Origin of the sequence: Shewanella chilikensis (genome assembly GCF_037953065.1) — a bacterium.
GTDB lineage: Bacteria > Pseudomonadota > Gammaproteobacteria > Enterobacterales > Shewanellaceae > Shewanella > Shewanella chilikensis.
Genome location: NZ_CP149966.1, coordinates 1,964,796 through 1,989,217 on the forward strand (window position 1 = coordinate 1,964,796; position 24,422 = coordinate 1,989,217).

Sequence of the window (24,422 nt, forward strand, 5' to 3'; positions counted from 1 at the left end):
TTCTGCGGGGGCGTATTCTATCACGCCTTGGTGCCCAGAGCTAATCACAACAGCGCGCTATTGAGCAAAGATAACGGCAGCCGTTGTCCCTGCAAATAGCTCTCCAGTGTGGCGCTGACCAAGGGGCTGCGAAGCTTGGGGCCCAAGGCTGTGATTTCATCCATACTCAACCAATGGGTGGCCTTGATGGCGACGTCCAACGGCTTGGCATTCTGACACTGGGTCAGGCGAGCACAGAAGGTAAAACGTAAAAAGGCCAGCTCCTTGGAAGCGCTGAACTGATCTATTCGCACTAGAGCTTCAGGGGTGACTGTCAGGCCGGTTTCTTCCTGCACCTCGCGGCGACAGGCGTCGATAAGGCTTTCATTTGCTTCCAGGTGACCGGCCGGTTGGTTAAATTTCTGTTGGCCGTCAATCAACTCTTCGACTAGCAAAAAACGCTTCTCTGCCTCAATAATGCAGGCCACTGTGACATTGGGGCGATAACGTTCAGTCATGGAGAAGCTCCTTGATGGCCGCCTCAGAAAGAGTTCGATATTCACCGGGCTGCAGGCATTGCCCTTGCTCGGTATCCAGGCTGAGATTGCCTATGGCATAACGTATCAACCTCAAAGTGGGAAACCCGACATGGGCTGTCATCCTTCGCACCTGACGATTGCGCCCCTCGCGGATACAGATCTCCAGCCAAGTGGTGGGGATATTGCGCCGCTCACGAATGGGCGGATTACGTGGCCACAAAGATTCGGGTTGTTGCAGTCGCCGGACTTTTGCAGGCAGGGTGGGGCCATCTTTCAGCTCGATTCCCTGACTCAAGGCTTGAATCGCGGTGTCATCGACATCGCCTTCCACCTGTACCCAGTAGGTCTTGAAGGTGTGCTTGTTGGGCTGGGTCAGCTTGGCCTGCAGTTGACCGTTATTGGTGAGCAGTAACAGACCCTCGCTGTCTCTGTCCAGGCGACCGGCGGCATAGATACCGGCGATGGGCAGCAGATCTTTGAGCGTGCGCCGTCCGCCTTCGTCGGTAAACTGGCATAACACATCGAAGGGTTTGTTGAGCAGTACCACCTGGGTTTCTGCAACCGAGAGTGGTGTTACCTTTGGGCGGGGTTTTTGAGGACCGGTGCGCTTTTTATTCAGGCCCTGTCTCTTGTTAATGGGGCTCTTGTTACTGGGACTCTTGCTACTGGAGCTCTTGCTGTTGGGGCTTGGTTTGGTGGAGCGCTGACTCTTCTCTTGGCCAAATTCTTTACCGCCAGGGTCCTTTGAGTGACTGGGCTGGCGTTTGGGTTTACGTCTTGGTTGGGAGGTTGGCGAATTCATTGAGATATCCTGGCTGCTTGAGCTGTGTACTCTGACTATTTGCCAGAGATATGCCAGAGTGTAACACCTATGTCCTGCTTGGCGGCAGGGTGGGTTGGTGACTTTTATCCGAGTGTACCCGGCACTCGCCTATAGTGGCATTTGAATCTTGGCTGGAATGCTCTATGATGTTCGCCAAATTGTGATCTGTAACCAATTTTTACGCCCGTCAACCGGATCTATATCGACTGTGTACAACGGCGCTATCCTGGGCGGAAAGAGGCAAGGAAATTAAAGAATAACAACACTTATAACAACTCATTTTTATAAAAAGCGTAGGACTGAAAATGACTGATAAAACCCCCACTATCATCTATACGCAGACAGATGAAGCGCCGGCTCTGGCGACCTTATCTCTACTGCCTATCATCAAAACCTTTACCCAGGCAGCCGGCATCAATGTCGAAACCCGCGATATTTCTCTCTCCGGCCGTGTGATTGCCGCTTTTCCCGAGCGTCTGACCGAAGCGCAGCGTATCGGTGATCATCTGGCTGAGCTTGGTGAGCTGGCGACCCAGCCCGAAGCCAATATTATCAAACTGCCCAATATCAGTGCGTCCATTCCTCAGCTGCAGGCTTGTATCAAAGAACTGCAGGCCAAAGGTTATGATCTGCCTGACTATCCGGCGGAAGCCAAAACCGATGAAGAGCGGGAAATCAAGGCTCGTTATGACAAGATCAAAGGCAGCGCGGTAAACCCTGTACTGCGTGAAGGGAACTCAGATCGCCGCGCCCCGACTTCGGTCAAGAACTATGCCCGTAAGCACCCGCATTCAATGGGTGCCTGGAGCAAGGACTCCAAATCTCATGTGGCTCATATGCAACAAGGGGATTTCTACGGCAGCGAGCAGTCCGTCACCCTGAAAGATGCCGATACTGTCAACATAGTGCTGGAACAAAATGATGGCGGCCAACTGGTGCTCAAGCAGGGGCTTGAGTTGCTGGCCGGTGAAATCATAGATGCGGCCGTTATGAGCAAGCGTGAACTGACCGCCTTCTTCGAGCGCGAAATTGAAGCCGCTCGCCAGGAAGATGTACTGCTGTCATTGCACCTGAAAGCCACTATGATGAAAGTGTCCGATCCTATTATGTTCGGCCATGCGGTGAAGGTGTTCTACAAAGATGTATTCGCCAAACACGGTGAAACCTTGCGTGAGCTGGGTGTGGACGTCAACAATGGTCTGGGCGATGTTTATGCCAAGATAGCCAAGTTGCCGGCCGAGCAGAAAGCGGCCATTGAAGCCGATATCGCCGCCGTCTACCAGAGCCGCCCTGAGCTGGCGATGGTGAACTCAGACAAGGGCATCACCAACCTTCACGTGCCAAGCGATGTGATTATCGATGCTTCCATGCCTGCTGCTATCCGCTCCAGCGGTCAGATGTGGGGCCCGGATGGCCAGTTGAAAGATACCAAGGCGCTGATCCCGGATCGTTGCTATGCCGGTGTTTACCAGGAAACCATCAGTTTCTGTAAGGAACATGGCGCCTTCGACCCTGCAACCATGGGTAGTGTGCCAAACGTGGGACTGATGGCGCAGAAGGCTGAAGAGTACGGCAGCCATGACAAGACCTTTGAAATCCCTGCGGCCGGTACGGTTAAAGTATTGGACAAGGCTGGCAACGTGCTTATGTCCCACGCCGTTGAAGCCGGTGATATCTGGCGCATGTGCCAGGTTAAAGACGCGCCTATCCGTGACTGGGTCAAGCTGGCCGTACGCCGCGCAAGGCTGAGCAACACCCCGGCGGTATTCTGGCTGGATGAAAATCGTGCCCACGATGCCCAAGTGATCGCCAAGGTGAATGCCTACCTGCCTGAGCATGATACCGATGGGCTTGAGCTGCACATCATGTCACCTGAAAAGGCGGCCCGTTTCTCCCTTGAACGTATTAAAGCCGGTAAAGATACAATTTCGGTAACAGGTAACGTGCTGCGTGACTACCTCACCGACTTGTTCCCTATCCTTGAGTTGGGTACCAGTGCCAAGATGCTGTCAATCGTCCCGCTGATGAATGGTGGCGGTCTGTTTGAAACGGGTGCCGGCGGCAGTGCGCCCAAGCATGTACAGCAGTTTGAAGAGGAAAACCACCTGCGTTGGGATTCTCTGGGCGAGTTCCTGGCGTTGGGAGCTTCACTCGAACACCTTAGCCAGACGACGGCCAATGCCAAGGCTCAGGTGATGGCTGATTGTCTGGATCAGGCGATTGGTCAGTTCTTGGATAACAACAAGTCACCATCCCGTAAGGTGGGGCAGTTGGATAACCGCGGCAGTCATTACTTCCTGGCGCAGTACTGGGCCAGTGCGCTGGCCAAGCAGGACAAGGATGCTGAGCTGAAAGCTTATTTTGCACCTCTGGCCGAAGGCCTGGTGGCCGCTGAAGAGCAGATAGTGGCGGAACTCAATGGTGCTCAGGGGGCCGCCGTTGAACTGGGTGGCTACTATAAGCTGGATCCTGTTAAAGCCGAGCAGGCTATGCGCCCAAGTGCCAGCCTGAATCGCCTTCTGAGCGCTTGATACTGAAAGTTGAATGAGGGAACGCTCCCTCATTCAGTTGCCAAGCAGGCATTAAAAAGGCGGGGATGACCCCGCCTTTTTTCATCTCTGTTCACCCGGTTATTTAACTGGAGAGATAGCCGAGGCATGCATACCCTTCGGGCCCTTCTCAACTTGAAATTCAACAGGTTGGCCTGCTTTTAGAGTTCTGTAGCCTTCCATTTCAATGGTTGAATAGTGCGCAAAAACATCCTCACCACCTTCATCAGGGCAGATAAACCCGAATCCTTTGGCGTTGTTGAACCATTTAACAGTTCCGCTTGCCATACTTCCACTTCCTTCTATTGTCTGCTTCCCAGTAAGATAGTACAACTTTTGAGCACTTCAGCAGGTGCTCAGATAACAGAATGTAAGTAGTGTTGCTGGATGTCAAGTTGAAATTAACAAAAAAACAACATCGCATATGGTTTCGCTGGAACCTTAGTTTGCCACTGGGATCTTTTCTTTAATGGAAGTGTCTGGATATTTACTCGCTTTAATTATATTGAATCAATTTTAACCGATTGAAAAATAAGCATGAGTTAGAAACGCCTTAGACAAGCGCCGCCACGCCAGAGTATAGTGTGACAAAGGGCAATACCGCCCAGGGCCCGCCAAGCGGTACTTTGAAACATGGCCGGGCATAGTGTTGGTAGAAGCCAAGTTGAGAGGCTAATATTGAATCATGGGTAAGACTGGACAGATAGAGCGCGTGGAGGAAGGGGTTGAGCAGGAACTGCAACCACCTCCAATGTATAAAGTGATTCTGAACAACGATGACTACACCCCAATGGACTTTGTTGTGGAGGTACTGCAGCTGTTCTTTCGCAAGAACGAACAGGAAGCCACGGACATTATGTTGACCATACATCATCAGGGAAAAGCGGTTTGTGGTGTTTACCCATTTGGGATAGCCGAAACCAAAGTGGTTCAGGTGAATCAGTTTGCAAGACAAAACCAACATCCGTTACTGTGTTCGTTAGAGGAAGCTTAACCAGCCTGTCTCTGTAGTTTTTTAGGGGGTGCGTATGCTGAACAAAGATCTTGAAGTGACCTTGAACCTGGCATTCCAACAAGCCAGAGATGCCCGTCACGAATATATGACGGTTGAGCACCTACTGCTGGCGCTGACCGATAACCCCGCCGCAAGGGATGCCTTGCTCGCCTGTGGCGCCAATATCGACCGCCTCAAAGAGGAGGTCGCCAACTTTATTACCCAGACCACACCCATTATCAGCGATCCCGATGATGAGCGTGAGACTCAGCCGACACTGGGTTTCCAGCGGGTGCTGCAACGGGCAGTGTTTCATGTGCAGTCGTCAGGCCGCAATGAGGTGACCGGCGCCAACGTATTGGTGGCCATTTTCAGCGAGCAAGAGTCCCAGGCGGTTTATCTGCTGCGCCGCTACGATATTACCCGTCTGGATGTGGTGAATTATATTTCCCACGGCTTTGCCAAGAACGATGAGGCCGATGCTCCGGGGTCGCAGGAAAGCTTGGAAGATCAATCCGAAGCCACAGAAGAGCGCAGCATGTTGGCTCAGTTTGCCAGTAATCTCAATGAGATGGCCAAGCAGGGCAAGATAGATCCGCTTATCGGCCGCGACAACGAAATCGAACGCTCGATTCAAATTCTTTGCCGTCGCCGCAAGAATAACCCACTGTTGGTGGGCGAGGCTGGCGTTGGAAAGACTGCCATTGCTGAAGGTTTGGCTTATCGGATAGTCAATGAGTCTGTGCCTGAGGTGATAAGCGAAGCGACCGTCTACTCTCTGGATCTCGGCGCGCTGTTGGCCGGCACCAAGTATCGCGGCGACTTCGAGAAACGCTTCAAGAGTCTGCTTAAAGAGCTGACAGCGGATCAGAATGCGATTCTGTTCATCGATGAAATTCACACCATTATCGGTGCAGGGGCGGCATCCGGTGGGGTAATGGATGCCTCCAACCTGCTCAAGCCCTTGCTCTCCAGCGGTAATCTGCGCTGTATGGGGTCCACTACTTTTCAGGAATATCAAAGTATTTTTGAGAAGGATAGGGCACTGGCGCGGCGCTTCCAGAAGGTGGACATCCACGAACCTTCAGTGGCTGAAACCACCAAGATACTTCAGGGGCTTAAGAGCCGTTATGAAGAACATCACGGGGTGCGTTACACTCACGCAGCCTTGGCCAGCGCCGCCAGCCTGTCGGATAAGCATATCAACGATAGGCACTTGCCGGACAAGGCCATAGATGTGATAGACGAAGCCGGCGCGCGGATGGCGATGATGCCACAGAGCAAGCGCAAGAAAACCGTGGGTCAGAGCGAGATTGAAACCATTATCGCCAAGATTGCCAGGATCCCGGAAAAAACAGTGACGTCCTCTGAGAAGGACTTACTGAAGAACCTGGAGCGCAACCTGAAGATGGTGGTGTTCGGCCAGGACAAGGCGATAGAGAGCCTCAGTGCGGCGATTCGGCTGGCTCGCAGCGGTCTTGGCAATGAAAACAAACCTGTGGGGAGCTTCCTGTTTGCCGGCCCCACCGGGGTAGGTAAGACAGAGGTGACCAACCAGTTGGCAGCATGCCTCGGGCTCAAGCTTATCCGCTTCGATATGTCCGAATATATGGAAAGCCATACTGTATCGCGTTTGATTGGCGCGCCTCCTGGTTATGTTGGTTACGATCAGGGCGGTTTGCTGACAGATGCCGTGATCAAGACGCCTCACTGTGTGGTGCTGCTCGATGAAATCGAGAAGGCGCATCCGGATATCTATAACCTGCTGCTGCAGGTAATGGATCACGGTACTTTGACCGATAACAATGGTCGCAAGGCGGATTTCCGTAATGTGACTTTGGTGATGACCACCAACGCCGGGGTACAGGAAACTGTGCGTAAGTCCATAGGCTTCAAACAACAGGATCACAGCTTGGATGCGATGTCGGAGATCAATAAGGTGTTCTCACCTGAGTTTCGCAACCGACTCGACTCCATCATCTGGTTCAACCATCTGGATATGACCATCATTGCCAAGGTGGTGGATAAGTTCCTGGTCGAGCTGCAGGCACAGTTGGATCAGAAAGGGGTGACGCTGGAAGTCAGTGATGAAGCCAGAACCTTGTTGGCCGAGAAGGGTTACGACAAGACCATGGGGGCCAGACCTATGGCCAGAGTGGTCAAGGATCTGCTGAAACGACCGCTGGCCGATGAAATCCTGTTTGGCAAACTTGAGTCCGGTGGCATCGCTCATGTGGATGTTAAAGATGGCGAACTGGAGATCAACACGGAAGCGCCGGAGAAGATCTCTTGATAAGCTGAATTGCAACAAAAAAATGGCTGCCAATGGCAGCCATTTTTATTCTGAATCCTGACCCTTATCCGACACATTGATGCCTGGATAGACAACGGCAGGCCAGGTGCGCCTGCTGCGCAGTGGGTCGCCCCCATGGGCTCACCAGCAAAAAAACCGGCACAGCCGGCTTTTGAGAAATAACTGGGATCTTAGCGTGAGCGGAAGACGATACGCCCTTTGCTCAAGTCGTATGGAGTCAGCTGCACAGTGACCTTGTCACCGGTCAGGATTCGGATGTAGTTCTTACGCATTTTACCGGAAATGTGAGCAGTCACAACGTGACCGTTTTCCAGTTCAACCCGAAACATTGTATTTGGCAAGGTTTCAAGGATAGTCCCTTGCATCTCAATGTTGTCTTCTTTCGCCATTAATCAGTTATCCCGTTAGCCTCGAATGTAAAAAACCGCCGTATCATGCCGCAAATTACAGCGGCTGTAAAGGGGAGGCCTCAGTGATTGTCGCTTTTCTGCCAGCCCTGAACGCCGAGGATCTCGTAGGGGCGGTAGAGTCGCTTATAACCCATTTTGTCGTGGTTATCTATTTGATATCCCAAATAGAGAAACGATTTCGACATTAATTTGCCCAGGCGGCATTGCAGCAGCACCAGCAAGATCCCGAGGGATCTATCGCTGTAGTCCGGGTCAAAGTAGCTGTAGATGGCTGATAGGCTCTGGGGCAGGAGATCGGTTACTGCCACGGCAACCAGTCGCTGACCATGCCAAAGTTCGATAAACACCGGACTGAGCCACTCACAGGCGAGAAAATGACGGTACTGTTCTTCGCTCGGAGGATACATGGGGCCGTCACTGTGGCGGGCACAGATATAACGCTCATAGAGAGGATAGTGAGCCGGGGTTTCCTCGGTCACAATCCGAAAGTGCAGGTCACGGTTTTTGGCCAGGGTGCGTTTTTGTCTTTTGGACAGGCGAAATTCATCCAGGGGAACTCTGATGGGTTGGCAAGCATTGCAATGGGGGCAACGGGGCTTGTAGATGGCGCTGCCACTGCGGCGAAACCCCAGTGCCAACAGGCGCTCAAACAGTGACAAGTCCAGCTCATCTTCCTGGATCATCAATAACTGCTCCTGTTGTCCGCTCAAATAACTGCAGGCGAAGGGTTGGCTGAGGCCTATGGCAATGGCATGGTTATCAGAGTTCAAGCTTGACCTCGTCGGTTTGCCAGCAATCCTTGGCGAGATTGCCGTCCCTGAACTGTCTCAAGAGTATGAGAAAATCTTTGCGCTTTAAACTCTTGGCTCCGAGGCTCTCAAGGTGTGGGTTCATCACTTGGGCATCGATAAGCCTGAAACCCTGCTTGAGAGCGTATTGATGCAGGGCGATAAAGGCCGCCTTGGAGGCATTGGTTTTGCGGTGGAACATGGACTCGCCACAAAACACCTGACCTATGGCAAGGCCATACAGGCCACCTATCAGGCGACCATTGTCCCAGACCTCGAAGGAGTGGGCATGACCCAAGTGGTGCAGTTCCTGGTAGGCCAGACGTATCTCTCCGGTTATCCAGGTGCCGGGCTGATCTTTTCGCGGCATGGCGCAGCCAGCCATCACATCGGCAAAGGCTCGGTCGATGCTGAAAGTCCAATCCTGCTTTTTCAGATACTTGCGTAGACTGCGAGAGATATTGATGCTGCCCGGAACAAAAACCGCGCGGGGATCCGGTGACCACCAGAGGATGGGATCTTGGCTATTAAACCAAGGGAAAATTCCCTCGTAGTAGGCGTTGAGTAACCGCTTGGGATGCAGGTCGCCGCCGATGGCCAGCAGGCCATTGGGATCCGTCAGTGCCAGCTCAGGCGACGGGAAAGGATCCAACTCATGATTTAAGAAAGACAGTAGGTTCACAATTGCGTATGATTCTGCTTAGGGCCTTCTTATAAGTTAGCGGAAAAACAGCTATGTGGAAACTGATACTGAATGCAATGCTGCTGCTCTCATTATCCCTTGCAGCGGGAACCCAGCCCCTCTATGCCGGTTATGACAGAAACCAGGCACAACCGGTTGAAAAAGTGCTCTACGGCCAGGTGGAGTCGGTACGGAAAATCACCGAAAAACAGCTGATGGAAGACAGAAATCGCGGCTGGAAAACCTTTGGCGGTGCCTTGCTCGGTGGCGTGATTGGTCATCAGTTCGGCGGTGGCAGTGGTCAGGATGTGGCAACCGTTCTGGGCGCTCTGCTCGGTGCCGGCATTGGTCATCAATATGGTGGTGATGGTTATTATCGTGAACTTAAACTGGTGGAGTTGATGATACGCCAGGAAGATGAAACCCAGGTGATGATTATTCAGGATGAAGATCCCGGTATGACCTTTAAAGTAGGCGATGAAGTGCGGGTGGTTTATCTACAGGGCAGCGTCCGGGTCGACTTGGCTATGTGATTGATTGTGTGGGCTTAGAGCCAATAACAGACAAAACAAAGGCGCCGTCAGGCGCCTTTGTTTTGGATAGAGGCAATTAAAAACCGCGAGGCAACTTGTGATTACCGGCTGCCAGTTTTTCACGCCACAGCTCTTTGGGGGTCTTGCCCCCTTGACTGCCGGATTTGGCAGGCGTTGCCGACTTGGTTTTTGCCTTGGTAGCTGGCTTTGCAGCAGGCTTGGCCGCCTTGGTTTTTTCCTGTTTGGCTTCAGCCTTCGCCGGTTTGGCGTTATCCGCCAACATCTGTTCCAGTTCAGCGAAACGAAGTGATTTACCGCCATCGATTTTGTACCAGCTGCCATTTTGCTCAATGGTCACTGCTTTGCCCTGTTGTTCACTGAGAGCTTGCTGCAGTGTGCTGATAACTTCTTCTTTGGTCAGTTTTGCCATAATCATAACCTGTTTATTTTTAGAGTTACTTGAAGGTTTGCGATAATTTTATAAGTCAAAGGTCGGCAATGTCCAATTTGCCGACCAAAAAGCAACAAACTTGTGTCCAAGGGCGCAGCTTTTGGTCGCTTTGGGGTCTGAAACCGACAATCTGGCTTAAGATTTGTGACCTCAATCCTTGGGCTTGCTGTGCTAGAATAGCGACATATATCTGCAACAGAATCGACAGGGAACCCTATGCAAAGAGAGGAACTCAGACAATATCTGCACGAGTTTTTACAACTGGACAAGTTTCGCGATTATGCCCCCAACGGTCTTCAGGTTGAAGGCAAGGCCGAAATTCGCAAGATAGTCACAGGTGTGACCGCTTGTCAGGCATTGATTGACCGGGCCGTTGAAGCCGGTGCCGATGCCCTATTGGTGCACCATGGTTTCTTCTGGAAAAATGAACCCGAAGTACTGACTGGAATGAAACAGCGCAGGATTAAGACCTTGCTGCTCAACGATATTAACCTGTTCGGCTATCACTTGCCGCTCGATGCCCATCCCATGCTTGGCAATAACGCCGAATTGGGCCGGGTGCTTGGGGTCATTGAGCCTGAGGCGGTAGAAACCGTTGCTCAAGGTTTGCTTTGGCAAGGGGGGCTTGACTCACCCATGACAGCCAAAGACTTGAGTGCCTTGCTTGAGCAGTGTTTGGGACAAGTCCCCCTGCATCTGGATGGTGGTGACAGAAGCATACAAAAGCTTGCCTGGTGTACAGGTGGTGCCCAGGATTATATCGATACCGCAGCGGCACTGGGGGTTGATGCTTTTATCAGTGGTGAAGTCTCTGAGCGCACCTTCCACAGCGCCGTGGAGCAGGGGATCCATTACTTCTCTGCCGGCCACCATGCTACAGAGAGGTTTGGCATCAAGGCACTGGGGGAACATTTGGCGCATGAGTTTGAGTTGGAGCATGAGTTTATTGATATTCCCAACCCTGTATGACAAGGCGGTATAGGATGGCAGTATTGTGTGGATTGCTTGCTGTGCATCACTGCCAGACGTATGTGAAGCTTACAGTCTGTTGAGAGAGACTTACCAAGGTTCAATTGAACGAAACTGGAAGCCAATCCAGTAAAAGAAAATGCCGTTCAAACTGATTGAACGGCATTAAACATCCGGTTGATGCTATCGGGTTTGTTATTTACGAACCCACTTGCCGGAAGCGTCCTGCACTATATGGCCTTTGTCGGCGGCAGCAATCGCCTTGGCGCCGGCGAGTTTGGCAACATCATCCACTGAAATCCCGTTTTGACGGGCGATTTTTTCATAGTGTGCCCGGCGTTTGGCATTGATATCCTTAACCAGTGCCGTCACCTCGGCGCTGGATTTGACCACGCCCAAATAGCCGTTTTGCTGTTCACCCACCAACCCTTGGCTCTTGGCGTCCTGCAAACCTATGGCAAAGACGCAGAAACTCATCAACAGGGCGGCAGTCAGGGTCATCAACTTGGTTTTCATCTGTGTTTTCCTTTCGCGAATTCTGGCACCTTAGAAGAGTTCATCATTGGTCAGCAGCTGATCCAACTCTTTATCGACCTTAATGCGAATTTCATGTTCGATTTTCACATTCAGGTTGATAACGATTGGCTTATCCGGTGGCTCAATCTTGACCGTTGGGGTACAAGCCGACGCCAGCAGCAAGGCTGCAGCCAGCGGCAGCAGAAATTTAGTCTGTTTCACATTCATGTCCTTTTGTGTCTTCACTGCATGGAAGCTTCAATTTGGGTTTGAAGCTTGTCACCTATGGTCAGACTCCTGAGGAGCTGCAGCATGTTCTCCTCATGAGAGTAGTTCAAGTGGATAGGGCGTTCAATCCCCTCGGCCTTACCTTTTACTTCAACCTTGAGCCAGGCCTCACCATCCGGTGCCATATCGTAAGTGCTGGCCAGGGTAGAATATTGCAAGTGTTCGAGGGTGGAAAAGGCAAAGTCCAGATAGGGCTGGCCGGCGCGCATTTGGGCTACAGCCGGATTATTGCCGATCTTGATAAGTCCGCCTGGGGCACGGGCCGCCAGGCGGCCACCTTTGACCGACACCTGGCCGTCGGTAATAAATACCGGCAAGACACCATCGAAAATACCGTCGGCGTAGATGCCTTCCTGAGGCTGGATGGCCAACAATTCTTCCAGGCTCAGGCCCTGCAACACCAAATAGGCATTGGATGGCGCGTTGAGCCGCAAGCGGAAGCTGGGCAGCAGCATTTGTCCCTTGAGTAACTCGCCTTGGCCGCGCACCTGAATATCGGCATCCCGAAACCCGGGCAACAGCTTGGCTTGAGTGCTTTGGTTGTTGTCGAGTTCAGGGGTCAGGCTGAGCTGGCCTTCTAAACCCAGGTTGGTCAACAGCACTCCGGGGTTGAAGGCCTGTACCGAAGCCTTGAGCTGCTGACAGTTGAGTTCGGCCTCTGCCGGCGCCTTGGCTTCCTTGTCAAGGGTCAAACGGCACAATGCCGACAGGTTGGCGCCTTCAAATGGTAACTGACTGATACTGCCGGAGAGATCCGACAGCAGCGGGTTGAAATCCAGTTGCAATTGCAGCGCTCGCCCAAGCCCTTCGAGCTTGAGGTCGGCAATCATATGGGTCTCGCCCCTGAGTACCAACTCAGGAGGCAAGGGCAGGTTCTTGGCCGCCAGCGCCTTGATATCAGCGAGATCCGTATCCAGGGTCCAGCGACTGTTCAAGCGATAGCCAAGCGGATCTTTGGCCCGCTTGGGCCAGATGGGCATAAAGTCGTGGCGGCTGTGAAGCGGGATATTATCCAGTTGCCAGTTTTCTTCACTGATAAGACGGTTATCCTGCCAGTCAATGGTTTGGCTGAAGCTGCCATAGCCCAGATTGAGCAGGGTTTCGGTACGAGGTCCGAGCTTGGTATGCCGGGTTTGGCTTAAGTTGAGCCCATCGAAGGCTAGATTCAGACGACTGGCAAAACGCTCATCCAAGAGTTGGCTCAAGAGTGGCAAGTGCCGTTTTTGATTTAGGTTGGCATCCAGGGTTCGACTGAGCCCGGGGCTAAGGAGCGAGGTTTGGGCAATCGACAGTGCCAGCGGCCCGCTTTTAGCCTGCAATTCACCCAGCTGGCTGCTGATTGCGGGCAAAGACAGCTTAAGTTTACCTTGGTTGAAGCTGCCACTGAGAGGGTCCAGCAGTGACAACTTAAAGCCCGAGAGTTGGATACTTTTATCCTCTATACCGGCTCGAATGGCGCCTGTGCTGAACCCGGGATTGGCCGCGAGGCTAAAGTCCAGTTGTTGCCCTTCGCTTGTCGACTCCAGTGCCAGCTTACCGCTAAGCGTCATTGATGCGCCCTTATTGAGTGAGGCGCCCTCATTGAGTTGCAATTCAGCAGCAGCCGACTGCCAGCGAAAACCGCTCGGCAGGGAGGCTTCAAGGCGCCAGTCTGTGCTTGCTTGTTCCAGTGGCAACTGCTCAAGGTTAAGTTGCAGGCCTTGAATGGCCTGTTGCAGCGCCAGTTCGAGTCGCTGCTCGGCCGACAAGGGCTTTGAGTTTGGTGAGCTTGAGCTTGATAAACCAGAGCTTGATAAACCAGAGCTTGATAAACCAGAGCCCGGTGAATTTAACCCTTGAGGTTTGGCGCTTTGCGGCAAAGAAACAGAAGTGTCTTGCTGCGCTCTTGCAGCCTTTGGCAGTTGCAATTGCAGGTTTTCAAGGGTCAGCAGCAAACTCGGCCGCTCGCCACTACTGAGCGCTGCCGGGCTCAATTCCGCAGCACTTGGCTGATTAATTGGCGTACCGAACGACGCTTGTTGCTTCTCTGTCATCAGGGCGGGCAGTAACGGCCGCACTGTCAGACTCGGCAGCGACACTCGCATGGATGTCTCATTGCCCGTTGCCGCATTGCCCGTTGCCGCATTGCCCTTTGAATCTTTGTCCTTGGCGGGTTTGAGCTCGGCGTCGAGGCCCTGATCAAGTGTCAGCTCAATTGCGGCGATAAGGGGTTTTACTTGTTTTTTTTCAGCTGGCTCTTGCGCCAAGACTTGCTGCAGCTGCGCCAGTTGTGACTCGAGTTCCGCGGCCTTGGTTGCTGATGTTTGTGCGGATGTTGCTGCGAGCAAGGCAAGCAGCGCTTGGCGCTGAGCCGGAGTGGTTGAAAGCGTGAGTCTCAGTGGCGCCAGCTCAAAAATCTGCTCGCTGGTGGAGCCCGAGAAGCGAAAGCGCAACCCTGCGCCGTCACTATCTTCAACCTCAGCCTCAACCTCAGCCTTGGCATTTGCACTGGGGTTGGCACTGGCCTTGGCACTGAAACTGGCAGCAGCGTTGGAACTTGGGCACAGAGGGCTATCGGTCAATGAATTGTGTGCCTTAGCTTCCACAGGCAGCGGCGTTATCTTAAGCGCCACTTGCTCGAGTCCCGGCATGGCAATAGTCGGCGCCAACCAGCAATGGCGCGAGTCTATGTTGCCTTGGGTCAAATCCAGAGTCAGTTGTGAGAAGAGATCTCCGCCAAGGCTCGGCATTAGCTCGGCATTCACTATTTCATCAAGTTTAAAGGCGCTGATGAGGGGCGCTGCGGCCGGATCCTGCTCAACACTTGCCAGCGCCTGCTGCAGCGCTTTGAGATGCAGTTGACTGGTCAGTCGCCAGGCGGGGGCACCGTTGGCGAGTTTGGCTTTCAAGTCGGCGGTTAATGCCAGCAGGGGCGTCTCTTGTCTTGTTTGAGTTCCTGAGTGAGTCTCTTGTTGCCCTCCTTGTAACCGGGTGGCCAGCTCAGTAACCAGTTGCCCGGAAGGGCTTAACTGCAACTTTTGCAGCAGCAGAATAAAGCTTGGGGGATTAGCTGCCTTATCCAAGGCCAGCGACGTACTGGGTGTATCGGATACGCCCGCCTCGGGTTGCAGGCTTATTCGGGTCGGCCCCAGGGCTATTTCGGGCACAGAGTTCAAGTCCAGCGCCAGACTCTGACCGCCATCATCACCGCCGGGCAAGAGTAGTTCAGGGGTCAAACTAAAACCGGCGTCTTGATAGCTGACTTTTTGAAGTTGCGCCATCAACCAGTCGGTGGAGCCAGGGGGCGGCGTCGATGCTTCGCCTGTCAGCAATTGCCAAATCCGCTTTGCACTGACAGACGATTTGAGCTGGAGCCTGAGTTGATGAAACTCAAGCTCGCTGCCCTGGTAATCAAGCTTGAGATAATCGAAACTCAGTCTGTCCCAGCCTTCAGGCGCCAGGCGCAACTCGTCGATACGAATATCTTGTGCAGCCAGATATTGATTAATATGCGGCAGCAGCCACTGCGGCCTTTCATACAGGGACCAAGCCAGCCCCACCAGCAGGGCACCCGGAAGCAGCACCAGCAGAAGCAACAGGCCAACAGCCCATACTGTCAGGCGTTTCTTGCTTGGGAGTCGATACCTCATTGGTGTTTCCCGGCCTTGGCCGCTCACTCCTGCCAGCGGATTTCTGTGGTCAGAGTGTGGCTCTGTTTGGGGCCGAGCACCAGTTTATCTTCCAGCACATTGGCGGCCTCCAGGCAGACCATGGACAGGTAATCCTGCTCTTGGAAACGGGCCAGCCGCTTGGACTTGTCTATCCAGGGATTCCAAAGTACTGCCGAGTGGCTCTGCTCACGGCTGACAAGAATAGTGCCGTTGGGGGTATGCAGTTTTTGCAGCTCGGACAAGCCGGTGTAAACCCGGTCAGTTTCGCGCTCAAAGCGTACTTCGTCCTCGACTTGTGCATATGGGCCTTCGCCAAACTCGATATATTGGCTGCCGGCAAAGCCTGTGGCGCGCAGCTGGTGGATATCGCCGATGGGGAAATAAGTGTGCAGCGCCTGGGTCAGCGTCACGCTCTGCTCACCCAAGTTGCGGTTAATCAGGCTGACCCTGAGGCTGTCGCTGAGGACAAAGTCCAGCCGCACCTCGGTATCGTGGGGCCAGTACTCTTTGTCCTCGTCGCTGAGTTTAAGGACAAAGCTCAGCTCTACCCGTTCATTACTGATATGAGTTCGCTCAAGTTGCCACAGCCGGGTACGGGCAAAGCCATGCTGGGGCCAGCCCTCATTGGCATGCATGCCAAACCAGGGCCAGCAGACGGGAATACCGCCGCGAATACCACTGCCCGGCAGATAGTCATCGGCAGGAGAAACCCACAGCAGCGGCGCCTTGCCCTTGGGCACAAAGCTGTCTATCTGGGCACCCTGTAAAAAAATACGGCCGTAGCAGAGTGGGGTATCGATTTCGATATAGTCCAGACCATTGGGGTGTTTGCGGGTGTTGACGCTGGCCATGCAGGATTCCTTTAGCGGGCGAACAGGATAATGCCCCTAGCTTACAAAGTTTTACAGCCCGAGATAAGGGGCTGTTCAAGCGAATTTACGCAGAGCGCTGTTCTTGTATTAAAAAAAAGTGATATAAAACTGGTCAGAGGTGCTGAGTTTTTACTCAGAATTGGCTAAGGTGAGACATCAATCACAGGGAAAAGGAAATAAGCATATGGCAAGTTATCAGCCGCCGATGCGGGATTACCGCTTTATTCTTGAACAGTTACTGGATATTTATCAGCAGCCAAAGCTGCAGGGGTTCGATGAAATCGACCCTGAGTTGGTCAATGCCATTCTCGAAGGCATGGCCGATTTCAGCACTGGGGTGATGCTGCCGCTCAACAGTGTCGGCGATCTGCAGGGCTGTCGTCTGGAAGCAGACGGGGTGAAAACCGCCGAGGGCTTTATCGATGCCTACCGCCAGTATGTGGACAACGGCTGGCCAACGCTGACCTGCGATCCCGAGTTCGGCGGCCAGGGCCTGCCGGAAGTGGTGGGTATCTTTGCCACCGAAATGCAGACCTCCTCCAACATGGCTTTTGCCATGTATCCCGGGCTGACCCACGGTGCTTACAGTGCCATTTTTGCCCATGGTTCCGAGGCACTCAAGGCCAAATATCTGCCCAAACTGGTGAGCGGCGAGTGGACCGGCACCATGAATCTGACCGAATCCCATGCCGGTACCGATCTGGCGCTGCTGCGCACCAAGGCCGAGCCCAGCACTGACGGCTGCTATCTTATCAGTGGTGAGAAAATCTTTATTTCCAGTGGCGATCACGATCTGGCCGAAAATATAGTGCACCTGGTCTTGGCCAGGTTGCCCGATGCCCCGGCCGGAGTGAAGGGGATCAGTTTGTTCGCCGTGCCCAAGTATTGGGTCAAGGAAGATGGCAGCCTGGGCGAGGCCAACAATGTTAAGGCCAGCGGCCTCGAGCATAAGATGGGCATTCACGGCAATTCCACTTGTGTGATGCTGTTCGACGGCGCCAAAGGCGAGCTGGTGGGCGAACCCCATCAAGGCCTCAGAGCCATGTTCACCATGATGAATCAGGCGCGCATGGGGGTTGGGGTTCAGGGGCTGGGCGTCTCTGAAATCGCTTACCAGAACGCGCTGGCCTACGCCAGAGAGCGGGTTCAGGGAAGGGCACTGTCCGGCACCAAGGCACCGGAACAAAATGCCGATCCTATTCTGGTACACGGCGATGTGCGGCGGATGCTGCTGTCGCAAAAAGTCTTCAATGAGGGCGCCCGCGCCCTTATCGGTCAGCAGGCGCTGTGGCTCGATGAAGCCGAGCGCCATCAGGATGCCGAGCAAAAGGCCAGAGCCAAAGCGTTGGCGGCGCTGTTTACCCCTGTGGTCAAGGGCTTTATCACAGATAGAGGCTTCAGCGCCTGTGTCGATGCCCAGCAGGTGTTTGGCGGCCATGGTTATATCCATGAGTGGGGGATGGAGCAGTTTGTCCGTGATGCCCGTATCGCGATGATTTATGAAGGTACCAATGGCGTTCAGGCCCTGGATCTGGTGGGGCGCAAGCTGATGGGTGACAAGGGCGCGGCGCTGAAACTCTGGGCCGCAGAGGTGGAGGCCTTTATCGAAGGCGCCAAACCCAAGGCCGCTCAAGAACCCCGGTTTGCCAAAGTGCTCGAAGGTTTGGGCCAGGCGGCAACGGATCTGCAGCGCGCTACCCAGTGCCTGATGGAGTTGGCGATGAAAAATCCCGATAACCTGGGCGCGGCCTCCATGCCTTATATGCAGCTGTTTGGCACTGCTGCGCTGGCGTGGATCTGGGCGCGGATGGCCGAGCTGGCGCTCGATGGACTGGCAGATGATGCCGACGGTTTCTATGCCGGCAAACTGGCCTCGGCGGGTTTCTTTATGGACTACTATGTCAGCAGCGCCGGTGGCTATCGGCGTCAAATCGCCGCGGCCAGTGAATCCATCATGGTCTTCGACGACAGTTACTTCGGCTAAGCTTCAATACCAAAGGGTCGGTGCAACCGCAATGTAGATCAGATAAGGATCGGTTGACCGATCCTTCTGATGAGAGACAATCGGAAACCTGTTTGTAGGTTTCCGATTTTTTATGTCTATTCAAAACTGCTTTGCCGACTTTCTTGAAGAGAGTCCTGTTGATGTCGCTCAGCTAACCACCTTCTCCGAGCATATTCCTGACGAGTGGATTGCTAAAGCGGTAACACTTTCCGATAAAGCGACGATTCGTCGACGTCGCTTACCGAGTGATATGGTTCTTTGGCTTATTGTTGGAATGGCGTTTTTCCGCAACGAACCGATTGCCGAAGTTGCACGGCGAATGAATGTCTGTGCCGAGGGGTTGGCTAATGAGGAGCTGTTAGCAAAAAGTGCTTTAACGCAAGCAAGGCAACGCCTTGGCAAAGCAGCCCCAGAATGGTTGTTTAGGCAATGCAGCCATAGGTGGGGGTTAGAGCGTTACCCTGAGGATACATGGCAAGGTTTGCAAGTCTTTGCTGTGGATGGCGCGCTTTTTCGAACCGCTGACACACCGGAACTAAGAGACCATTTTGGGTCAGGTAATACATCCAGCGACAGACAGACGCCTCATCCAGTATTAAGGGTGGTGACCATGATGAATGTTCGCTCTCATGTCATTGTCGATGCCGCTATAAGCCCTTATCGTCGAGGCGAAATTCCTCTTGCTATGCCCTTTATTGACTCCTTACCGGATAATTCCGTGACCTTATTGGATAAGGGTTTTTATGGAGCAGGCTTACTTCTTTCTCTCCAAAATAGTGGTGCTAACAGACATTGGTTGTTACCGGCGAAGAAAGGGGTGAAATACACCCTGCTGGACGATGAAGAGAGTGACGACATGCGAGTCGAAATGAAAGTCTCTCCACAAGCACGCAAGAAAAATCCTAACCTACCTGAAACATGGCAAGTGAGAGCCGTGACTTATCAGGTACAAGGTAAGCCAAAAACCGTATTTACGTCTCTTCCCAGAGAGCAGTACGATGCGGGAGCAGTCGCGGCGCTTTACCACGAGCGATGGGAAATTGAATTAGGGTATCGAGACATAAAAAGTTCGATGCAACACAATGCGTTAGTGCTGAGGAGTAAGACAGTCGAACTTGTCTATCAAGAGTTATGGGGGCTGCTGCTTGGTTATAACTTGGTGAGACGAGAAGCGAGCCAAGCGGCAGTAGAGCATGGTCGAATGCCCAATGAAATCAGCTTTAAGTACGCTTGTCAGTTCATCGCAAGTCAGCTCAAAGTCATGAGCAAAGCGGTGTCACCAGGTAATACGCCGAAGCGTCTAAACAGTCTGCGAGGAGACTTGTCCATCCTCTTTATAGACAAACGCCCTAAGCCAAATCGGCCTAGGGCGGTAAAAATATCAAAGACCCGATACCCTGTTAATCACAAGGCAGCTCCGCTTAAGTGAACTACGTTGCGGTGCAACCGGCCCTTTTTTGTGGTACACCAATAGTTTCCAAGCCAATCGGTTCGTCAGTATGGAGTGACAAGATGGATCTGAATTACGACAACAACAATATTTTCGCCCGCATTCTTCGCGGCGAGTTGCCCTGTATCAAACTCTATGAAGATGAGCATACTCTGTCTTTCATGGATATCATGCCGCAAACCAAGGGCCACTTATTGGTGTTGCCCAAAGAGCCGGCCGTGACCCTGTATCAGTTGTCTGATGAAGCGGCGGTGGCCTGCATGCGTACCGTCAAACTGATGGGCAAGGCAGTGGAAAAGGCCATGGGTATCCCGGGCTCTACTGTGTTCCAACACAACGGCAGCGCCGCCGGTCAGAGTGTGCCCCATGTACATTTTCATGTATTGCCCGGCCCGCTTAAAGGCCTGATGGAGCACGCGGCCCATCAGGGGGATATGGATGAGCTGCACACCATAGCCGACAGAATTCGCGCTTGTATTGGATCTTGAGAGTTATTTTCTATGAGGCTGTTGACCCAATCAAAACTTGAAGAAAAAGAGGATAAAAAGTTCCATTAGTTCTTCTTGTTACTTGTTAAGTTGATATTCCCAGTACTTATCCAAATAAAGCCTTGGCTCAAGTCGAGGCTTTCAATTTGCGCTCTTTATCATGTAGAGCATTATCATCTTCAATTCTCGCTTTAATTTAACAAATCATCCTGATTTTTGGCTTGATGGTGATTTGTTTCTTGAAACATACCCGTTTCAGGCAGCATAAAAAACTACTTCTCTAGTTAATCACTTGCTTTAATATTATACACTTCTATAACAACTGTGTTGTTTGTATCATTTTGGTAGCGCTTTAATCTGACTGAATAGGCTCATTTTATGCGTTGTTAACCTTTGCCTGTGATTTGGGGAAGCGGGATTGCCTAAAGAAAGTTTTGGTGTCTCATTGTGATGTATCAGCATTGAAACAAATTGTTTTGTGATCCAGATCACACTTTAATGCTCCGGCTATGTTAATTAATGTGTTTTAAATTAACGAAAAATCAAAGTCAATTTTTAGGTTTTTCACCATAATTGGCTGCATATTTATTCGCTTTTGGATTGGTGGGCCATAATTGCCACAAAATAAAACATTGGTAAAACATAAATAAAACATTTTGGTTTTTGTCAGATGAAAATCCTGTTATTGACGCTATTGAAACGAGGCGACAGTATCTTGGCAACGCTGCATTAATAAGTGCGGTGAAAATAAAAACAAACCAAGAAGTAAGGGAGTTTAAAATGATAAGAACCAATAAGCTGACCAGCTCAGTAAGATTGGCATTATTTGCTGCAGTCTCAACGTCAGCTGCATCTGTCTCTCAGGTAGCTTTTGCTGCCGAAGAGGGAGCCAAGGTAGAGCGTATTGAAGTCACCGGCTCACGTATCCAGCGTCAAGATATGGAAACCGCTTCACCAGTGACAGTGATCAGTGCCGACGCCATTCGAGCGGAAGGTTTCACTTCAGTGGATCAATTGCTGTAGGCTCAAACTTCCATGGCCGGTGCTGCAGTGGGTTCCAGTACCAATAATGGAGCCGATGGTGTGGCTCAGGTTGATCTGCGAGGCATGGGCGCTGAGCGCACCCTGGTACTGCTCAATGGCCGCCGTATGGTCAATTCCGGCTCCGGTGCCGATAGCGCAGTGGATTTGAACTCTATCCCAGTGGCTATGATAGCTCGGGTAGAAATTCTTAAAGATGGGGCTTCTGCAGTATACGGCTCTGACGCCATCGCCGGTGTGGTTAACATTATCACCAAGAAAGACTTTGAAGGCTTTCAGTTGGATTTCAACGGCAGCGGAACCGATAAAGGCGACGGTGAGAGCGGTGAGCTGAGTTTGTTGTATGGCTTCAACACAGACAATGGTGGTAACTACACTTTTGGTGCGGCTTATTCTGACCGTCGTGGCGTAATTCAGGGGGATCGTGATTGGACCGAACCAGGTGCCAGTTCCTTTATTCCTACCGGCTCTCTGAACGGAATGGTCAAAGACGCCAACGGTAATTGGGTCGAGCGCAGCACAGGTTATGATTATACTCAGGATAGTTGGTTCCAAACGCCTAGTGAGCGTTATAGCTTGTTTGCCAACATGATCCAGGAGTTGGGCAATGAGTTGGTGCTGACAGGTGACATACTGTATACCAAGCGTAAGTCCGATCAGCAAATGGCGGCTCAACCAGCCGATATCATGCTGGGTGTCTGTGGCGAGGAAGGTATTGATGCTTCTCGCTGTCTCACGCTGGATCAATCCATGCTGGATGCCGGTATCAAGGCAGATAAGACCGGCCGTGTTAACTACCGTCGCCGTACCAATGACGTAGGGCCTCGTATCTATAATCAGGATGTCGATACGCTGCGCGCCTCGATTGCCCTGCAGGGCACGCTGGATGTTCATACCGGCATGACTTGGGATCTGTCTTACACCTACGGCAAGAACAAGGCCGATACCTGGGTTGAAAACTCCATCAATGCCAAAAAGATGGAAAACTCAGTTTACAACAATCAAGGCGCCTGGCTCAGCGGTGCACCCCTGACCCAGGAGATCATCAACGATATAGGCTTCACCGAGCGTAACGATGGTGGCAACGAACAACATTTGGTTGCCGGTGTGTTGAGCGGTGAGCTGTTTGATCTCGATGCCGGTCCGGTCAGCTTCGCTATCGGTGCCGAATACCGTTACGATAGCGGTTACTTTAATCCGGATCCTGTGATTGTCGCCGGTGAGGGTACAGCGGCCCAGCAAGATCCTACCGATGGTAATTATGATGTGATCTCTGTTTATCAGGAGGTTAGCGTACCTTTCAGCGACAAGCTGACCGGTGAATTTGCCCTGCGTTTCGATGATTACTCCACTTTTGGTAAGGCATCGACCTGGAAGATAGGCCTGACCTATGAAGCGACCGACGACTTAATGCTGCGCGCCGTGGCGGCTACCGGTTTCCGTGCGCCAAACGTCAGTGAGCTCTACGGTGGTAACACAGGATCGTACGACTATCTGACCGATCCATGGGGCAACGAGCAAGACCCACAGATTTTGGTGAACTATACCTCGGACGAAAACTTGGAACCTGAAGAGTCTGAGTCTTACACTGCCGGTCTGGTTTACTCACCGCACTTTATTGACGGCATGTCTTTGACCCTGGACTACTGGCGTTTTCGGGTAACCAATGCCATTACTCGTCTGGATGCTCAAAAAGGCCTGAAAGATTGTTACGCCGGCAACCAGCTTGCCTGTGATACCTTCAAGATTACTTCTGACGGCGATCTATCTGACTTTACCAATCCGCTGACCAACGTAGGTAGCCAGAATACCAGTGGTATCGATTTCAACCTGGCTTACAGCTTCGAAGGCCTGGGACTGGACTGGAAGATTAACAACGACCTGACCTACCTGTTGGAGTTTGAGCAGGATGGCGTTTCTTATGATGGTACCATTGACGGTAACTTTGGCGCCTATGCGGAAGTTCGCAATAACTTCAGTATTCAAGCCAGTCGTGGCGACTGGAGCCTGATGTACTACAACCGTTATATCGGTAAGATGGATGATATTTATACTGACTATGATCAGAATGATAATCCGTTTACAGCGGTTGCCAAGGCTGATGCCGTTATGTATCACAACATTGTCGGCACCTATCACTTCACTGATGGTTTGACAGCCTCCTTGGGTGTAAAGAACCTGACAGATGAAGAACCTTCATTTGTATCCAATGGCAGTGATGCCGGAACTGTCCCTGAGGTTTATGACACCATAGGTCGTCAAATCTACGGTGGTGTAACTTACAAGTTCTAAGTCATCTCATAAAATGCCAAAGCGCCTTCGGGCGCTTTTTTTTGGGTTTAATCTACGGCAGTAGGAAATGTCGCTCTGACCTTAAAAAGAAGTCGGCGCGATCTCGATAATTATAATCCCATTCGCAGCAGTCGTTTGATTTTGTTATTCATCTCTCGCCATAGTTATTATGTCACCTATGGGCCGCTGAAATGCATATTCCAAGCAGGTAATTTTTGAGTGGTTGCTCAAACTGTAATGAGTGCTTGGATGCTATTTCCCTTGGGCTAAATTATTCAAGTTTTCAGCGAATCATATGCGGAGGTACAGTCCTATCCTGTCTATTGTGCGTCTTGCAAAGGCGCAGGGCTATTTATTGTGAACCACGCCTTGCATCCAAGGCTTGTAAGCCCGCAAAAAGCACTCATGGGCCTTTTCGTATCTTCTTCACTGATGTTTTGGTTCAATCCAACTTTTTCATCAGATAACCGAGGGCTATTAATCGCCTCTTCTTTACTTTACGAGCAAGCACCTACGGCCTTGATTGAACCGTTAAGGGGCGGTTTGTGCTCTCTTAATGGCGTGGCTGGCTAATCCGAGCTCGCAAATGAAATGATATGGCTCTTGGATCCCTTCATTTTGGGACAATCCCCCCCGTTCCCTCAAATCAAAGACATTATTTATATCCATAGTAGCTTGAGAGGCTTGATTAGAGACACATTTACCCTGGTATACAGGCTTGAAGTGCTCACTCTAAAAGAATAATTACAACAGCATAAAAAACTATTAGAGAAAAGCATAGATAAGATG

19 protein-coding genes and 1 pseudogene are annotated in these 24,422 nt (G+C 51.9%); 9 read left to right on the forward strand and 11 right to left on the reverse strand.

The features are described from left to right. Positions 1-44: 44 nt before the first annotated feature. Both WKR14_RS09015 and WKR14_RS09020 read right to left on the reverse strand, forming a co-directional pair. Complete coding sequence (locus tag WKR14_RS09015; protein WP_286998513.1) at positions 45-497, reverse strand: NUDIX hydrolase; 453 nt, start codon at positions 495-497, stop codon at positions 45-47. Beyond that, positions 490-1,320, reverse strand: a complete 831-nt coding sequence (locus WKR14_RS09020; RefSeq protein WP_226565561.1) for a pseudouridine synthase — start codon at positions 1,318-1,320, stop codon at positions 490-492. Before WKR14_RS09020 ends, WKR14_RS09015 begins: the two co-directional genes overlap by 8 nt. A gap of 326 nt (positions 1,321-1,646) precedes the next feature. Between WKR14_RS09020 and WKR14_RS09025 the strand changes: the two genes are divergently transcribed. Further along, positions 1,647-3,872, forward strand: coding sequence for an NADP-dependent isocitrate dehydrogenase (locus tag WKR14_RS09025; RefSeq protein WP_226565559.1), 2,226 nt, complete (start codon positions 1,647-1,649; stop codon positions 3,870-3,872). 99 nt (positions 3,873-3,971) lie between these two features. Here the strand turns inward: WKR14_RS09025 and cspD are convergent, their stop codons facing one another. After that, positions 3,972-4,178, reverse strand: a complete 207-nt coding sequence (gene cspD / locus WKR14_RS09030) for a cold shock domain-containing protein CspD (RefSeq protein WP_025011178.1) — start codon at positions 4,176-4,178, stop codon at positions 3,972-3,974. Between the two features lie 397 nt (positions 4,179-4,575). On the opposite strand from cspD, the gene clpS reads away from it, so the two are divergent. Next, positions 4,576-4,884, forward strand: coding sequence for an ATP-dependent Clp protease adapter ClpS (gene clpS, locus WKR14_RS09035; RefSeq protein WP_025011177.1), 309 nt, complete (start codon positions 4,576-4,578; stop codon positions 4,882-4,884). Between the two features lie 34 nt (positions 4,885-4,918). Then, the gene (gene clpA, locus WKR14_RS09040) at positions 4,919-7,177 is read left to right on the forward strand and encodes an ATP-dependent Clp protease ATP-binding subunit ClpA (RefSeq protein ID WP_101055839.1); all 2,259 of its coding nucleotides are present in this window, start codon (positions 4,919-4,921) and stop codon (positions 7,175-7,177) included. Between the two features lie 191 nt (positions 7,178-7,368). Here clpA and infA read toward each other — a convergent pair whose 3' ends face one another. The 3 genes from infA to aat all read right to left on the reverse strand — a co-directional run bounded on the left by infA (position 7,369) and on the right by aat (position 9,078). Next, on the reverse strand, positions 7,369-7,587 hold the full coding sequence (infA, locus tag WKR14_RS09045) for a translation initiation factor IF-1 (RefSeq protein ID WP_005500725.1): 219 nt from the start codon (positions 7,585-7,587) through the stop codon (positions 7,369-7,371). A gap of 80 nt (positions 7,588-7,667) precedes the next feature. Further along, positions 7,668-8,378, reverse strand: a complete 711-nt coding sequence (locus tag WKR14_RS09050; protein WP_339087654.1) for an arginyltransferase — start codon at positions 8,376-8,378, stop codon at positions 7,668-7,670. Then, positions 8,368-9,078, reverse strand: coding sequence for a leucyl/phenylalanyl-tRNA--protein transferase (gene aat / locus WKR14_RS09055; RefSeq protein WP_101055841.1), 711 nt, complete (start codon positions 9,076-9,078; stop codon positions 8,368-8,370). The genes WKR14_RS09050 and aat overlap by 11 nt, the downstream gene beginning before the upstream one ends. Before the next feature lie 53 nt (positions 9,079-9,131). Here aat and WKR14_RS09060 point away from each other — a divergent pair, with 53 nt between their 5' ends. After that, positions 9,132-9,611 (forward strand): glycine zipper 2TM domain-containing protein, encoded by a 480-nt coding sequence (locus WKR14_RS09060; protein ID WP_101055842.1) that lies wholly within the window; start codon positions 9,132-9,134, stop codon positions 9,609-9,611. 76 nt (positions 9,612-9,687) lie between these two features. On the opposite strand, the gene WKR14_RS09065 is transcribed toward WKR14_RS09060, so the two are convergent. Further along, the gene (locus WKR14_RS09065; protein WP_101055851.1) at positions 9,688-10,041 is read right to left on the reverse strand and encodes a hypothetical protein; all 354 of its coding nucleotides are present in this window, start codon (positions 10,039-10,041) and stop codon (positions 9,688-9,690) included. Between the two features lie 237 nt (positions 10,042-10,278). Here WKR14_RS09065 and WKR14_RS09070 point away from each other — a divergent pair, with 237 nt between their 5' ends. Beyond that, positions 10,279-11,031: a Nif3-like dinuclear metal center hexameric protein gene (locus tag WKR14_RS09070; RefSeq protein WP_101055843.1), complete on the forward strand. Its 753-nt coding sequence runs from the start codon at positions 10,279-10,281 to the stop codon at positions 11,029-11,031. 195 nt (positions 11,032-11,226) lie between these two features. On the opposite strand, the gene WKR14_RS09075 is transcribed toward WKR14_RS09070, so the two are convergent. From WKR14_RS09075 to WKR14_RS09090, 4 genes are read right to left on the reverse strand one after another with little or no spacing between them, the layout of a single operon-like run. Beyond that, the gene (locus tag WKR14_RS09075) at positions 11,227-11,547 is read right to left on the reverse strand and encodes a YdbL family protein (protein ID WP_025890142.1); all 321 of its coding nucleotides are present in this window, start codon (positions 11,545-11,547) and stop codon (positions 11,227-11,229) included. A gap of 30 nt (positions 11,548-11,577) precedes the next feature. Further along, the gene (locus WKR14_RS09080) at positions 11,578-11,751 is read right to left on the reverse strand and encodes a YnbE family lipoprotein (protein ID WP_224866993.1); all 174 of its coding nucleotides are present in this window, start codon (positions 11,749-11,751) and stop codon (positions 11,578-11,580) included. Positions 11,752-11,789: 38 nt separating this feature from the next. After that, entirely contained in the window at positions 11,790-15,464 is a 3,675-nt protein-coding gene (locus tag WKR14_RS09085) for a YdbH domain-containing protein (protein ID WP_339087655.1), read from the reverse strand. 23 nt (positions 15,465-15,487) lie between these two features. Further along, positions 15,488-16,336, reverse strand: a complete 849-nt coding sequence (locus WKR14_RS09090) for a D-hexose-6-phosphate mutarotase (protein WP_339087656.1) — start codon at positions 16,334-16,336, stop codon at positions 15,488-15,490. 205 nt (positions 16,337-16,541) lie between these two features. Here WKR14_RS09090 and WKR14_RS09095 point away from each other — a divergent pair, with 205 nt between their 5' ends. The 4 genes and pseudogenes from WKR14_RS09095 (at position 16,542) to WKR14_RS09110 (ending at position 23,633) form a co-directional block, all read left to right on the forward strand. Next, positions 16,542-18,341, forward strand: coding sequence for an acyl-CoA dehydrogenase C-terminal domain-containing protein (locus WKR14_RS09095; protein ID WP_339087657.1), 1,800 nt, complete (start codon positions 16,542-16,544; stop codon positions 18,339-18,341). A 112-nt stretch (positions 18,342-18,453) separates the two neighbouring features. Beyond that, positions 18,454-19,791 (forward strand): IS4 family transposase, encoded by a 1,338-nt coding sequence (locus WKR14_RS09100; RefSeq protein WP_165564965.1) that lies wholly within the window; start codon positions 18,454-18,456, stop codon positions 19,789-19,791. An 83-nt stretch (positions 19,792-19,874) separates the two neighbouring features. After that, on the forward strand, positions 19,875-20,300 hold the full coding sequence (locus WKR14_RS09105; RefSeq protein WP_189577836.1) for an HIT family protein: 426 nt from the start codon (positions 19,875-19,877) through the stop codon (positions 20,298-20,300). Between the two features lie 780 nt (positions 20,301-21,080). Further along, positions 21,081-23,633 (forward strand): annotated as a pseudogene (locus tag WKR14_RS09110) (TonB-dependent receptor plug domain-containing protein). Positions 23,634-24,422 lie beyond the last annotated feature (789 nt).